Annotated in this window: 11 protein-coding genes; 4 read left to right on the forward strand and 7 right to left on the reverse strand. The window is 38.2% G+C overall.

Features of this window, described 5'->3' with window-relative positions:
* Positions 1–73: 73 nt before the first annotated feature.
* Genes FORMA_RS01560 through FORMA_RS01575 form a run of 4 tightly spaced genes read left to right on the forward strand, consistent with a single transcriptional unit; the run spans position 74 to position 4,313 of the window.
* Positions 74–2,434, forward strand: coding sequence for a TonB-dependent receptor (locus FORMA_RS01560; RefSeq protein WP_069674005.1), 2,361 nt, complete (start codon positions 74–76; stop codon positions 2,432–2,434).
* Positions 2,435–2,437: 3 nt separating this feature from the next.
* Positions 2,438–3,238 carry a DUF4249 family protein gene (locus FORMA_RS01565; RefSeq protein ID WP_069674006.1) on the forward strand — a complete coding sequence of 267 codons (801 nt, stop codon included), beginning with the start codon at positions 2,438–2,440 and terminating at the stop codon, positions 3,236–3,238.
* Positions 3,239–3,277: 39 nt separating this feature from the next.
* Complete coding sequence (gene murQ, locus FORMA_RS01570) at positions 3,278–4,093, forward strand: N-acetylmuramic acid 6-phosphate etherase (protein WP_069674007.1); 816 nt, start codon at positions 3,278–3,280, stop codon at positions 4,091–4,093.
* The gene (locus FORMA_RS01575; RefSeq protein WP_069675407.1) at positions 4,086–4,313 is read left to right on the forward strand and encodes a DUF6095 family protein; all 228 of its coding nucleotides are present in this window, start codon (positions 4,086–4,088) and stop codon (positions 4,311–4,313) included. The genes murQ and FORMA_RS01575 overlap by 8 nt, the downstream gene beginning before the upstream one ends.
* Positions 4,314–4,469: 156 nt before the next feature.
* Here FORMA_RS01575 and FORMA_RS01580 read toward each other — a convergent pair whose 3' ends face one another.
* From FORMA_RS01580 to rplK, 7 genes are all read right to left on the reverse strand, one after another.
* Positions 4,470–4,784 (reverse strand): DUF3467 domain-containing protein, encoded by a 315-nt coding sequence (locus FORMA_RS01580; protein WP_069674008.1) that lies wholly within the window; start codon positions 4,782–4,784, stop codon positions 4,470–4,472.
* Positions 4,785–4,787: 3 nt separating this feature from the next.
* A complete protein-coding gene (rpoC, locus tag FORMA_RS01585) occupies positions 4,788–9,095 on the reverse strand; it encodes a DNA-directed RNA polymerase subunit beta' (RefSeq protein WP_069674009.1) in 4,308 nt (1,435 codons plus the stop codon).
* Positions 9,096–9,118: 23 nt separating this feature from the next.
* Complete coding sequence (rpoB, locus tag FORMA_RS01590; protein WP_069674010.1) at positions 9,119–12,931, reverse strand: DNA-directed RNA polymerase subunit beta; 3,813 nt, start codon at positions 12,929–12,931, stop codon at positions 9,119–9,121.
* A 125-nt stretch (positions 12,932–13,056) separates the two neighbouring features.
* A complete protein-coding gene (gene rplL, locus FORMA_RS01595) occupies positions 13,057–13,434 on the reverse strand; it encodes a 50S ribosomal protein L7/L12 (protein WP_069674011.1) in 378 nt (125 codons plus the stop codon).
* Between the two features lie 67 nt (positions 13,435–13,501).
* Positions 13,502–14,023, reverse strand: coding sequence for a 50S ribosomal protein L10 (rplJ, locus tag FORMA_RS01600; RefSeq protein WP_069674012.1), 522 nt, complete (start codon positions 14,021–14,023; stop codon positions 13,502–13,504).
* 16 nt (positions 14,024–14,039) lie between these two features.
* Positions 14,040–14,732 (reverse strand): 50S ribosomal protein L1, encoded by a 693-nt coding sequence (gene rplA, locus FORMA_RS01605; protein ID WP_069674013.1) that lies wholly within the window; start codon positions 14,730–14,732, stop codon positions 14,040–14,042.
* Between the two features lie 12 nt (positions 14,733–14,744).
* Positions 14,745–15,185 carry a 50S ribosomal protein L11 gene (gene rplK / locus FORMA_RS01610; protein ID WP_069674014.1) on the reverse strand — a complete coding sequence of 147 codons (441 nt, stop codon included), beginning with the start codon at positions 15,183–15,185 and terminating at the stop codon, positions 14,745–14,747.
* Positions 15,186–15,220: the final 35 nt, after the last annotated feature.

A 15,220-nucleotide genomic window follows, 5' to 3' on the forward strand; every position in this document is an offset into this window, starting at 1 on the left:
AAACATCAAAGTTATGTTAAAAGCACCTAATTCAGGTGCTTTTTTATTTAGTTTTACGTCATAAGTTTTATTTATGACAACCCGTATTTTTCTTTTATTTTTCCTTTGTTTTTCACTTGGATTTTCCCAAAATACATACACTCTTAGTGGCAGTGTCTATGAAAAGGAAGGACAAGAAACACTAATCGGAGCAAACATCATCATTCCTGCGCTTAACACTGGCACAACAACCAATGAATATGGCTTTTACTCCATCACATTGGAGGCAGGAACCTACGAAGTACTCATAAGCTATATTGGTTTTGACACCCAAAGAGCTGTCGTAACCTTAAGTCAAAATATCAGCCAAAACTTTAGTATAGTTGAGTCCACAGATCAATTAGATGAAGTCGTATTGGAAACTAATGTGGAACGTGTAAATATAAAGAGCCCACAGATGAGTGTAAACGCACTCACTGCAAACAGTATAAAGCAGATTCCCGTAGTATTCGGTGAAGCAGATGTCATCAAAGCGATTACCCTACTGCCTGGAGTTTCAAATGGTGGAGAAGGATCTGGTGGATTTAATGTACGCGGAGGATCTACTGATCAAAACTTGATTTTACTGGATGAAGCCACTCTATTTAATTCCTCTCATTTGTTTGGATTTTTCTCTGTTTTCAATCCTGATGCCATTAAAAATATAAAACTATACAAAGGGGGTATCCCTGCTAAATATGGAGGGCGAGTGGCATCAGTTCTTGATATTTATCAAAAAGAAGGAAATAAAAATGAATTTCATGGCAATGGAGGTATAGGATTGGTCGCCAGTCGTATTTTGTTGGAAGGGCCTTTGAAAAAGGAAAGAGGCTCATTCTTGATTGGTGGACGATCTACCTATGCACATCTTTTCCTTCCTCTTTTTGATATTGATAATATTGCCTATTTCTACGACCTAAATACTAAATTAAGCTACAGACTAGATCCCAATAATAAGATCTATTTATCGGGCTATTTTGGGCGTGATGTATTCAATGTCTCTAACAGCTTTGAAAATACATATGGCAACACGGTCGTTAACTTCCGTTGGAACCATTTATTTTCAGAACAATTGTTTTCAAACTTATCACTAATTTACTCTGATTATTACTACGGATTAGACCTAAACTTTGTAGGCTTTGAGTGGAATTCAGGTATTCAAAACATGAACATCAAATACGATTTAAAGCACTACCTTAACGATCGTTATAGTTTAGAATATGGACTTCATAGTACCTACTACACGTTCAACCCAGGTGTCATTCAACCCAATGGACCAACATCGGGTATAAATAAAGAAGAATTAACTAAAAAATATGCCTTTGAAAATGCTGTATATGTGGACATCAAACAGCAGATCAATGATAAACTTTCTTTGAGTTACGGAGCACGGTTGAGTAGTTTTTTACGTTTAGGGCAAGACGAACTAAATACCTATGATAATGACATTGCAGTAGCATTTAACCCAAATTTACAGATTTACGAATCCGTAGAGCCCAATGGAAGCATCAAGACCTCAAGCGGCAGTATTGAAAAATCCTTTTTGAATATAGAACCAAGGATTGCCGCAGCATATTTGCTTGACGATGACAGTTCTGTGAAATTAAGCTACAACCGGATGGCGCAATACCTACATTTACTATCGAACACAACTGCACCTAATCCACTCGATGTATGGGCGCCAAGTGGCAAATACATCAAACCACAACTTTTGGATCAGTTAGCCATAGGCTATTTCAAGAACTACGCTGATTATAGTTTCGAAATTGAGGCATTTTACAAAAAAACTAAAAACAGGATTGACTATATAGATGGCGCCAATTTGATTGCCAATAAAGCCATCGAACAAGTCTTATTGAATGGACGATCCAGAGCTTATGGTCTTGAATTTTTATTACGTAAAAATAAAGGACGTTTTAAAGGCTGGCTAGCATACACCATATCAAAGGCAGAACAAAAAACAGCAGGCAGGAACGCATCTGAGCCAGGGATCAATAACGGAAAATGGTACCATACCCCTTTTGACAAAACCCACGATTTATCACTTACCGGAAGTTATACTATCAATGAAAAATGGAAGTTAAATACTAATTTACTTTTTCAAACTGGGCAACCAACCACCTACCCTAATGGGCAATATACATATAATGGCTTAGTAATTCCGACATACGAAGCACGCAACTCAAGTCGACTCCCTGCTTACCACAGAATGGATGTTTCGGCGACCTACATTCCAAAACCAGATAAAATTAAAGGTTGGAATGGTGAATGGGTTTTTAGTATTTACAACCTATACAACCGTAAAAATGCACAATCACTAAATTTCAGGCAAAACATAGACACAGGACAAAATGAGGCATTAAAACTTTCTATTTTTGGGGTGGTTGGTGCAGTGACCTATAATTTTAAATTTTAGATTATGAAACGATTTATTTTATATACACTTATTGGCTACACATTGTTTGGCTGCGAAGAAGTTGTACAATTAGACTTGGACACTGCCCCTGCCAGGTTGGTCATTGATGCCCAAATAAAAATATCAGAAAATGAAGAGTCTATACAACGTATCGTACTAAGTTTAACCAATGGATTCTATGAGCAAACACCTATTATGGTGGATGATGCGCTAGTAGAAATTAAAGAGGTAGATAACGACGTCGTCTACACGTTTAGTCATGATGCTAATGAAGTTGGTAACTATACTTCAGATTTTATACCTGACCCAAACACAAACTATAAATTAGTAATTAATTACGACGGAGAGGTTTATGAATCTTCGACAGAGCAACTTGTTCCAGCTGTCCCGATTGATAATCTAACACAAGGTACAGAAACCTTATTTACAGGAGATGAAATCGAAGTTTTGGTTACAATTACTGATGTTGATAACCGAGACGATTTTTATATTTTTGATTTTGGATTCAATAACTTTTTGGCTACCAAAGATGAGTTTTATCAAGGTAATGAATTCACATTCTCATATTTCCTAGATGATTTGGAAGCAGGAGATACTGCTGTAATTTCAATTTATGGTGCAGATGAGGCCTACTTTAACTTTATGACAGCTGTGATTGAACAAACAGAAGAGGGTGGTGATCCGTTCAAAACAACACCCAGCACCGTTCGCGGAAATATATATAACGTTACAAATACGAATCACTACCCTATGGGTTACTTCAGTATTGGAGAAGCTTACACATCTAGTATTCTGTTGGAGTAAAACTTTGAAAAAGTTCGACTAAAAAGACTATTTTTGATTATGGACTTCACAAAAACTACAGAACAGGATTCACATTACAATAACTTAGAGCAAAAGACTATCCGTGAACTCCTTGAGACAATAAATAACGAAGACCAATCTGTACCTAAGGCTGTTGCCAAGGTATTACCACAAATCGAAAGACTTGTGAAAAAAGTAACTGAGCAACTCCATCAAGGAGGACGTCTGTTTTATATTGGAGCAGGCACTAGTGGACGACTAGGTATTTTGGATGCCTCCGAATGCCCACCAACTTTTGGCGTACGCCATGATCTTGTAATAGGACTTATTGCTGGTGGTGATTCAGCCATACGGAAAGCCGTTGAATTTGCTGAAGATGACAATCAACAAGGCTGGAAAGACCTTGAATTCTATAATATTAATTCCATTGATATTGTTGTAGGTATCGCCGCATCAGGTACCACGCCCTATGTGATTGGTGCTCTTAAAAAATGCCAAAAACAACATATTCCTACAGCATGTATAAGCTGTAATGTCGGTAGTCCACTCGCAGCAGTTTCCGATTTTCCAATTGAAGTAGTGGTTGGCCCTGAAGTTGTTACAGGCAGCTCTCGCATGAAAGCCGGTACAGCTCAAAAACTCATTCTAAATATGATTACAACCTCAGCTATGATTCAATTAGGGCGAATTAAAGACAATAAAATGGTGGATATGCAATTAAGTAACCACAAACTTGTAGATCGAGGTATCAGAATGCTAATAAACGAATTAAATATTTCAAAAGCTGAAGCAAAAAAACTTTTAGAAACACACCAAAATGTGCGAGCAGCTATAAATGCACATAAATATGGATAATAAACGCACCAACAGACCATTATTAGTTCGAGGCCTTAAGACCATGGGCGGCACAGTACTTCTACTCTTTTTGGGTCCATTTTTGTTACACGCAGGATTATCAAATCCTGAAAAACCACTTTATATCCCTTTGGTAATAGCTGGGATTGCTGTATGCGCATCGGCAATTTATTTAGGTTTCAAAGGGATTAGAACTATTATGGATAGTATTTTTAAATAATTCCAACTTTACATAAAGTAATCATAAAAACCATGTGTTAAGCATGGAGAATTTATCTATAACGATATTATCATTATAAATCTAACCTCAAGACACATGATTGGATGACACAACAAAACCGTATAAAAAATCCCACAGTATAGTGGGATTTTTTAGTTATGCTTGACCGGTTGGCCCAAAATTTAGTGGAACCGGTGGTTGTTCGTAGTCTTTAATCTCACCGTGAGCCTGCTCAAAACGTTTTACATTGTCGTGTAGAGCTTTAGAGAGACGCTTGGCATGTTGTGGAGTGAGAATAATTCTCGACTTCACTTTGCTTTTAGGAATCCCAGGCATGATGTTGACAAAATCAACAACAAATTCAGACACAGAATGGTTAATGATTGCTAAATTGGAATAGGTTCCTTCTGCAACCGATGCATCCAATTCTATATTTATTTGACCTTTCTGATTTTTCTTTGTCTCGCTCATGGCTTAGATATTAAACTCCTGCTGTTCTTGTTTTGCTTTCATTAAGCTCTCCAATTCTTCACTAGATCCAACAATCATATTGTCGTAAGCTCTAAGACCTGTACCTGCTGGAATTCTATGACCAACAATTACATTTTCTTTGAGTCCTTCTAGTGTATCTACCTTTCCGTTGACTGCAGCCTCGTTGAGGACTTTCGTTGTTTCCTGGAAAGATGCAGCAGAAATGAATGACTTAGTCTGAAGCGAAGCACGTGTTATTCCTTGCAGAATTGGCGTTGCCGTTGCTGGGCGTGCATCACGAGCGGCCACTAATGCCTTGTCTTCACGTTTCAGGATGGAATTTTCGTCTCTGAGTTCGCGCGCAGTAACAATTTGACCCGCCTTAAGTGCTGCAGAATCTCCTGCATCCTCAATGACTTTCTTTCCAAAAATATCATCGTTTTCATCAATGAAATCGGATTTATGAACCAATTGATTTTCTAAGAAAATTGTATCTCCAGAATCTTCAATACGCACTTTACGCATCATTTGGCGTACAACGACTTCAAAATGTTTATCATTGATTTTCACCCCTTGCAAGCGGTAAACTTCTTGAACTTCATTAACCAAGTATTGTTGTACAGCCGATGGCCCTTTGATGTTTAGGATATCGTTTGGTGTAACAGAACCGTCAGAAAGTGGCATACCAGCTTTAACGAAGTCATTCTCTTGAACCAAAATTTGGTTAGAAAGTTTCACTAAGTATTTCTTGATATCTCCAGTTTTTGATTCAATTATAATTTCGCGGTTACCTCTTTTTATTTTTCCAAAAGAAACTACACCATCAATTTCAGAAACAACTGCTGGATTCGAAGGATTACGTGCTTCAAAAAGCTCAGTTACACGAGGAAGACCACCAGTAATATCACCTGCTTTTGATGATTTACGCGGTATTTTAACCAAAATTTTTCCAATGTTGATTTTATCTTTGTCCTCTACCATCAAATGCGCGCCTACAGGAAGGTTGTAAGAACGTATCACACTACCTTTACTGTCTTCAATGTGAAGAGTAGGAATAAGCTTTTTATTTCTAGATTCTGAAATTACTTTTTCTTGGAATCCAGTTTGCTCATCAATTTCAACTTGATAAGTTACGCCTTGTTCGATATTTTCGAAACGTACTTTTCCAGAGAATTCAGAAATGATCACACCATTGTAAGGATCCCACTGGCACACAACAGTTCCTTTTTTGAGACTCTGACCATTTTTAACAAAAATAGTAGAACCATAAGGTATATTATTTGTACTGAGTACAATACCTGTTTTCTTATCCACTAATTTAATCTCAGAGGTTCTAGAAATTACGATATCAACGTCATTCCCATCGTTGTCTTTACCTTTTACAGTTTTCAAATCTTCGATTTCTGCTACACCGTCAAATTTGACAGCAAGATTATTTTCTTCAGAAATGTTACCTGCAATACCACCTACGTGGAATGTACGAAGTGTAAGCTGCGTTCCAGGCTCCCCAATAGATTGAGCAGCAACAACTCCAACAGCTTCACCTTTTTGAACCATCTTACCAGTGGCAAGGTTACGTCCGTAACATTTTGCACAAATCCCTGTTTTAGCTTCACAAGTCAAAGCAGAACGCACTTCAATAGATTCAATTGGTGAGGCTTCAATTTTCTTAGCCACAGCTTCATTAATATGATCTCCAGCAGCAACAAGAAGTTCTTCAGTAAGTGGGTCATAAACATCATTTAAAGATGTACGTCCCACAATTCGTTCTTCTAATTTTTCTACTACTTCCTCATTTTTCTTGAGCGGCTCAACTGTGATACCTCGTAGTGTTCCACAATCGTCAGTATTAACGATTACATCTTGAGAAACATCCACTAGTCGACGCGTAAGGTATCCGGCATCGGCAGTTTTTAGTGCGGTATCGGCAAGACCTTTACGAGCGCCGTGAGTTGATATAAAGTATTCCAAAATCGATAGCCCTTCCTTAAAGTTTGAAAGAATTGGGTTTTCAATAATCTCCCCACCTCCTGCATTGGATTTTTTAGGCTTAGCCATCAATCCACGCATACCGGTCAATTGTCGAATTTGTTCTTTGGATCCACGAGCACCAGAATCAAGCATCATATACACAGAATTGAATCCTTGTTGGTCTTCTCGGATACGCTTCATAGAAAGTTCTGTCAGCTCCGCATTGGTAGATGTCCAAATGTCAATCACCTGATTGTAGCGTTCGTTATTTGTAATCAATCCCATGTTATAGTTAGCCATGATACCATCAACCTGTTTGTTAGCTGAGTCGATCATCGCATATTTTTCTTGTGGGATAATGATATCTCCTAAGCTGAAAGACAATCCTCCTTTGAAGGCGAAATTGTAGCCCAAAGATTTGATTTCGTCCAAGAAAGCAGCTGTTTCGGGAACAGATGTTGCTTTCAAAATACCATGAATTATATCACGTAGTGATTTTTTTGTCAATACATCGTTGATGTAACCTGCAGCTGCAGGGACTTTTTCATTAAAAAGTACACGTCCTACAGTAGTTTCAATAATTTGTGTTGCAAGCTCACCTTCAGCATTAAAATCTACAGTTCGGACACGGATTTGAGCGTTCAAATCAACGCGTTTTTCGTTGTACGCAATAATCACTTCTTCAGGAGAATAAAAGGTTAATCCCTCACCTGTGATCTTTACCTCTTTTGTTGATTTACGCAACTTAGTCATATAGTACAATCCAAGAACCATATCTTGAGAAGGTACAGTAACCGGAGAACCATTGGCAGGATTCAGAATATTATGAGATGCTAGCATCAAAAGCTGAGCTTCCAAGATAGCCTCTGGACCAAGTGGCAAGTGAACTGCCATTTGATCACCATCAAAATCTGCATTAAATGCTGTACACACAAGAGGGTGCAACTGAATAGCTTTACCTTCAATCAGTTTTGGCTGAAAGGCTTGTATTCCCAAGCGGTGTAATGTAGGCGCACGATTTAGGAGTACTGGATGTCCTTTCAAGACGTTTTCCAAGATATCCCAAACCACTGGCTCTTTTTTATCTATAATTTTCTTAGCAGATTTTACGGTTTTAACAATTCCTCTTTCAATAAGTTTTCTAATAATGAAAGGTTTGTATAATTCCGCTGCCATATTTTTAGGCAGTCCACATTCAAATAATTTAAGTTCTGGTCCTACAACAATTACAGAACGCGCTGAGTAATCTACACGTTTTCCAAGTAAGTTTTGACGGAAACGACCTTGCTTACCTTTTAAAGAATCCGAAAGTGATTTCAAAGGTCGGTTAGAATCTGTTTTTACAGCAGAAGATTTACGAGTATTGTCAAAAAGGGAATCAACAGATTCCTGTAACATACGCTTTTCGTTTCTAAGGATAACTTCTGGAGCTTTGATCTCAACCAAACGCTTCAAACGGTTGTTTCTGATGATTACACGTCGGTATAAATCGTTCAAATCTGAAGTTGCAAAACGACCACCATCTAGAGGTACTAAAGGACGTAATTCTGGTGGAATGACAGGTATCGCTTTCATGATCATCCATTCTGGCTTGTTCTCACGATTTTGATTACCATCTTTCAATGCTTCTACAACTTGTAGACGCTTTAAAGCTTCTGTTTTACGTTGTTTTGAAGTTTCAGTGTTGGCTTTGTGACGCAGTTCAAAAGAAAGTTCCTCTAAATTTATGCGTGATAAAAGCTCAATCAAACATTCTGCACCCATCTTGGCGATGAATTTGTTTGGGTCTGAATCCTCTAAATATTGGTTTTCTTGTGGAAGGGCCTCGGCGATATTGAGGTACTCCTCTTCCGTAAGAAAGTCCATTTTCTTAACTGGTTCACTCTCTTCATTTACTGCGGTTCCAGGTTGAATAACAACGTAACGTTCGTAGTAAATAATCATATCAAGCTTCTTGGATGGTAACCCAAGAAGATATCCAATCTTGTTTGGAAGAGAACGAAAATACCAAATGTGCGCTACAGGAACCACCAAATTGATATGCCCCACACGCTCACGACGTACTTTTTTCTCTGTGACTTCCACACCACAACGGTCACAAATAATTCCTTTGTAACGAATACGTTTGTACTTTCCACAAGCACATTCGTAATCTTTAACTGGGCCAAAGATTCGCTCACAAAAAAGACCGTCTCGTTCTGGTTTGTGTGTTCTATAGTTGATGGTTTCTGGCTTTAAAACTTCACCTCTAGAATCAGCTAAAATTGATTCTGGTGAAGCTAGACCAATGGAAATTTTGTTAAACTTCTTTTGTACTGTATTATCTTGTTTTCTTGCCATTTTTATGGTATATGATAATGATTTTATTCCTCTAATCTGATGTCTAATCCTAATCCTTTCAGTTCGTGCATCAATACGTTGAACGATTCTGGTAATCCGGGTTCTGGCATTGGTTCGCCTTTTACGATTGCTTCGTAAGTTTTGGCGCGTCCAACAACGTCGTCAGATTTTACAGTTAGGATTTCTCGAAGTGTACTTGACGCACCATAGGCTTCAAGTGCCCAAACTTCCATTTCTCCAAAACGTTGACCTCCAAATTGTGCTTTACCACCAAGAGGTTGTTGTGTAATGAGTGAGTAAGGACCGATTGAACGGGCGTGCATCTTGTCGTCGACCATATGTCCTAACTTGAGCATATAAATCACACCAACAGTCGCAGGTTGATCGAAGCGATCGCCTGTACCACCGTCGTAAAGATAGGTGTGTCCAAATCTTGGAATACCAGCCTCGTCTGTAAATTCGTTAATCTGATCCAATGTCGCTCCATCAAAAATTGGTGTTGCAAAAGTTCGACCAAGGTTTTTACCAGCCCATCCAAGAACAGTCTCATAAATTTGACCAATGTTCATTCGCGATGGTACACCTAGTGGATTCAGAACAATATCTACAGGCGTTCCATCCTCTAAGAAAGGCATATCTTCATGACGTACAATACGCGCTACAATACCTTTGTTTCCGTGACGTCCAGCCATCTTATCACCTACTTTAAGCTTACGCTTTTTAGCGATATACACTTTTGCCAGTTTGATGATTCCTGCTGGTAATTCATCCCCAACAGAAATAGTGAATTTTTCTCTTCGAAGTGATCCTTGAAGATCATTTTCTTTAATCTTGTAATTGTGAATTAAGTCTTTTACAAGTTTATTTAACTCAGCATCTGTAGTCCACTTTCCTGCAATGAGGTGGGCATAATCGTCAACTGCATTAAGCATTTTGAGCGTGAATTTTTTTCCTTTAGGGAAAACCTCTTCACCCAAGTCATTGAAAATTCCTTGTGCTGTTTTTCCTCCGACAATGGAGAAAAGTTTTTGCACCAACACAGATTTTAAATCTTCAAATTTAATATCGTAAGCATCTTCAAGTTTTGAGATATCTTCTTTGTCTTGAGCACGTTTGCGCTTGTCTTTAACTGCTCTTGAGAATAATTTTTTCTCGATCACAACTCCATGTAAAGAAGGGGATGCCTTGAGAGAGGCATCTTTAACATCTCCAGCTTTGTCTCCGAAGATTGCTCTTAAAAGCTTCTCTTCTGGTGTTGGGTCTGATTCACCTTTTGGTGTAATTTTACCAATAAGAATATCACCTGGTTTGATTTCAGCACCAATGCGAATCATTCCATTTTCATCGAGATCTTTTGTAGCTTCCTCAGAAACATTTGGAATATCATTTGTTAATTCCTCATTTCCTAATTTAGTGTCTCTTACTTCCAATGAGTATTCATCGATGTGGATAGATGTGAAAATATCATCACGAACTACTTTCTCTGAAATCACAATAGCATCCTCAAAGTTATAACCTTTCCATGGCATGAAGGCAACCTTCATGTTACGCCCAAGGGCAAGCTCACCATTTTGAGTAGCATATCCCTCACAAAGTACTTGTCCCTTAGATACCTTATCGCCTTTTTCAACTATAGCTTTAAGATTCACTGAAGTCCCCTGGTTTGTTTTGCGGAATTTAGTTAAAGGGTAAGTGTAAGTATCAGAGTCAAAACTTACAAGATTTTCATTTTCTGATCTATTGTATTTGATAATAATTTTATCAGCGTCTACATATTCTACCACACCATCAGCTTCAGCATTGACCAAAACTCTAGAGTCTGACGCAACTTGACGCTCTAATCCAGTTCCTACAATAGGTGCTTCTGGACGCAAAAGTGGTACCGCTTGACGCATCATGTTTGACCCCATCAGGGCACGGTTGGCATCATCATGCTCCAAGAATGGAATAAGAGATGCCGATATAGATGAAATTTGATTAGGCGCTACATCTGTATAATGCACTTGTACTGGATCAATAACAGGAAAATCTCCTTCTTGACGAGCAATAACTTTATCTAGAGTTATTTTACCATTTTTATCAACAGGGATACTTGCCTGAGCAATGAGTTTTTCTTCCTCTTCTTCAGCGCTGAGGTAAATGGGTTCGCCTTTGATATCAACAACTGCGTTTTCAACTTTTCTGTAAGGCGTTTCAATAAAGCCCATAGAATTTACTTTAGCGTAAACAGAAAGTGAAGAAATTAGTCCAATATTTGGTCCTTCAGGAGTTTCAATCGGACAAAGTCTTCCGTAGTGAGTGTAGTGTACATCTCGCACCTCAAAACCTGCACGTTCTCGAGAAAGTCCCCCAGGTCCAAGAGCCGATAGACGACGCTTGTGGGTGATTTCCGCTAATGGATTTGTTTGGTCCATAAACTGAGATAACTGATTGGTTCCAAAAAATGAATTGATTACTGAAGATAATGTCTTCGCATTGATCAGGTCTATTGGAGTAAAGACTTCGTTGTCGCGGACATTCATGCGTTCGCGAATGGTACGGGCCATACGTGCTAATCCTACACCAAATTGTGAAGATAATTGCTCTCCTACTGTTCGAACACGACGATTGGAAAGGTGATCTATATCATCAATTTCTGCTTTAGAATTAATCAATTCTATCAAATATTTGATAATGGTAATGATATCTTCTTTGGTCAAGACTTGTTTGTCCATTCCTATGTCAAGGCCAAGTTTTTTGTTCATTCTGTAACGACCTACCTCACCTAAGTTATACCGCTGGTCGCTAAAGAATAGCTTATCGATAATACCTCTTGCAGTCTCTTCATCTGGCGGCTCAGCATTACGCAACTGGCGGTAGATGTGCTCGACAGCTTCCTTTTCGGAGTTTGTCGGGTCTTTCTGCAGTGTATTGTGAATGATCGCGTAGTCACCTTGTTGTGATGTTTCTTTGTGTAGTAAAATAGTTTTAGTTCCAGACTCAAGAATTTCGACTGAATTATCTTTATCAATAATTGTATCTCTATCAAGTACAATTTCATTTCTTTCAATAGACACAACTTCTCCTGTATCTTCATCTACGAAATCTTCATGCCATGTGTTAAGAACACGAGCCGCTAGCTTTCTTCCAATGACTTTTTTCAAACCAGATTTGGAGACTTTGACTTCCTCGGCAAGATCAAAAATTTCTAAAATGTCTTTATCGCGCTCGAATCCGATGGCTCTAAAAAGAGTGGTTACCGGTAATTTTTTCTTACGATCGATGTACGCATACATTACACTGTTGATATCTGTCGCAAATTCAATCCATGAACCTTTGAAAGGAATCACACGTGCGGAGTACAACTTAGTACCATTCGCATGGAATGATTGTCCGAAGAATACACCAGGCGAGCGATGCAACTGAGATACCACTACACGTTCAGCACCATTGATACAAAAAGTACCGCTTGGCGTCATGTACGGAATTGTTCCTAAATACACATCTTGTACAATGGTTTCAAAATCCTCGTGTTCTGGATCTGTACAATAGAGTTTCAAACGTGCTTTTAGTGGCACAGAATAAGTTAGACCTCTTTCAATACATTCTTCAATAGAGTATCGAGGTGGGTCAACAAAGTAGTCTAAAAACTCTAAAACAAATTGATTACGGGTATCTGTTATTGGAAAGTTTTCCATGAAGGTATTAAATAAACCTTCATCGGCTCTTTCATCTGATTTTGTTTCTAACTGGAAAAAATCCTGGAAGGATTTTATCTGAATATCTAAGAAATCTGGATATTCTGTTCTATTGACTATAGACGAGAAATTTAATCTTTCAGCTTTTTTTGCTAGCATCGACGGACGAATTATTGATTAAAAAATAAAAATTTATTGGTGCATATGTCTTTATACACAAAAGGGTTTAGGTCTCAGAACGTCTTGTCCTGTGACCTAAACCGTTAAGTTTGGAAAGCTAAAACTTACTTCAGCTCAACCTCAGCTCCAGCCTCTTCTAAAGAATTTTTAAGCCCTTCAGCTTCATCTTTAGAGACACCTTCTTTGATTGCACTAGGTGCTTCATCTACAAGACCTTTAGCTTCTTTCAAGCCAAGTCCTGTAAGCTCTTTAACTAGTTTTACAACTGCAAGTTTAGAACCACCAGCTGCTTTAAGTATAACATCAAATTCAGTTTGCTCTTCGGCGGCTTCACCACCTCCAGCACCACCACCAGCAGCAACTGCAACTGCAGCAGCAGCAGGCTCAATACCATACTCGTCTTTTAAAATTGTAGCAAGCTCGTTTACTTCTTTTACTGTTAAGTTTACTAATTGTTCTGCGAAATCTTTTAAATCTGCCATTTTTCTATCGTTTTAATAATGTGTTTAATAATAATTTATAATTGTATAAGTGCGTACGCGTTTAGGTTTATCCCTCTTTTTGAGATAAAGTTTTAATGATCCCTGAAAGTTTTCCACCACTCGATTGAAGAGCCGAGACCACATTTTTGGCTGGCGACTGAAGTAATCCTATGATTTCTCCAATTAATTCTTCTTTAGATTTGATGTCGACTAACATGTCCAGTTGATCGTCCCCTATGTAAACAGCTTCCTCTATGTAAGCACCTTTCAAAAAGGGCTTTTCAGATTTTTTACGGAAGGCTTTAATTACTTTTGCGGGAGCGTTTCCAGTCTCAGAATACATTACTGAAGTATTACCTTTAAGTGTTGTTGGTAAATCTCCAAAATCTTTATCTGAAGCTTCCATTGCTTTCTCAAGCAAGGTATTCTTAACTACAGCCAGACGCACATTTGCTTTGAAACATGCACGGCGTAATGCTGAGGTAGTACCTGCGTTTAGTCCTGAAATATCGGTCAAATAAAAATTTGAACTTTCAGCTAATTCGGCAGTTAATTCCTTTATTACTTTTGATTTTTCTTCTCTTGTCATAATATATGTTTAACGCCTAACTGACTGCTTTTGAATCAACTGCAATACTAGGGCTCATAGTGCTTGACATGAAAATACTTTTCATGTAAACACCTTTTGCTGCGGTTGGCTTAAGTTTCATTAAAGTCGATAATAATTCTTGGGCATTGCCTTCAATTTTATCTGCAGAAAAAGAAACTTTTCCTATTGCAGCATGAACAATTCCTGTTTTATCAACTTTAAAATCTATTTTACCTGCTTTAACTTCGGACACAGCTTTTGCAATATCCATTGTCACAGTTCCAGTCTTTGGGTTAGGCATGAGTCCTCTTGGTCCCAATACGCGACCTAATGGGCCTAATTTTCCCATTACGCTAGGCATGGTAATAATTACATCAACGTCAGTCCAACCCCCCTTAATTTTATCAAGGTATTCGTTTAGACCAACGTAATCCGCACCAGCGTCTTTTGCTTCCTGCTCTTTATCAGGAGTAACAAGTGCGAGTACTTTAACGTCTTTACCTGTACCGTGTGGAAGAGACACAACACCTCTAACCATTTGGTTTGCCTTCTTGGGATCAACCCCAAGACGAACAGCGATATCTACAGAAGCATCAAATTTTGCATTTGATATTTCTTTTACTAAAGCAGAGGCTTCACTTAGAGAGTAAAATTTACTTTTATCTATTTTAGCTACTGCTTCTTTTTGTTTTTTTGTTAATCTTGCCATTTCAAATACAGTTTATTTGGGTGCTTCACCACCTTTTACAGTTATACCCATAGATCTGGCAGTACCAGCAACCATTTTCATTGCTGATTCAATTGTAAATGCATTTAAATCTACCATTTTGTCTTCAGCAATAGTTTTCACTTGATCCCAAGTGACTTTAGCTACTTTTTTAACATGTGGTTCACCAGAACCTTTTTTTACTTTGGCCGCTTCTAATAATTGTACTGCAGCTGGAGGAGTTTTAATAACAAATTCAAATGATTTGTCTTTATAAACTGATATCACGACTGGTAATACTTTACCAGGTTTATCTTGAGTTCGCGCATTAAACTGCTTACAAAACTCCATGATATTGACCCCAGCAGCACCTAAAGCGGGTCCAACCGGTGGCGATGGATTCGCTGCACCTCCCCTAACTTGTAGTTTGACTACTTTGTCTAGTTCTTTTGCCATTTTTAATTTTTAGTGACTTGTACCCTCTAGTGGAA

It is taken from the genome of Formosa sp. Hel3_A1_48 (genome assembly GCF_001735715.1).
GTDB lineage: Bacteria > Bacteroidota > Bacteroidia > Flavobacteriales > Flavobacteriaceae > UBA3537.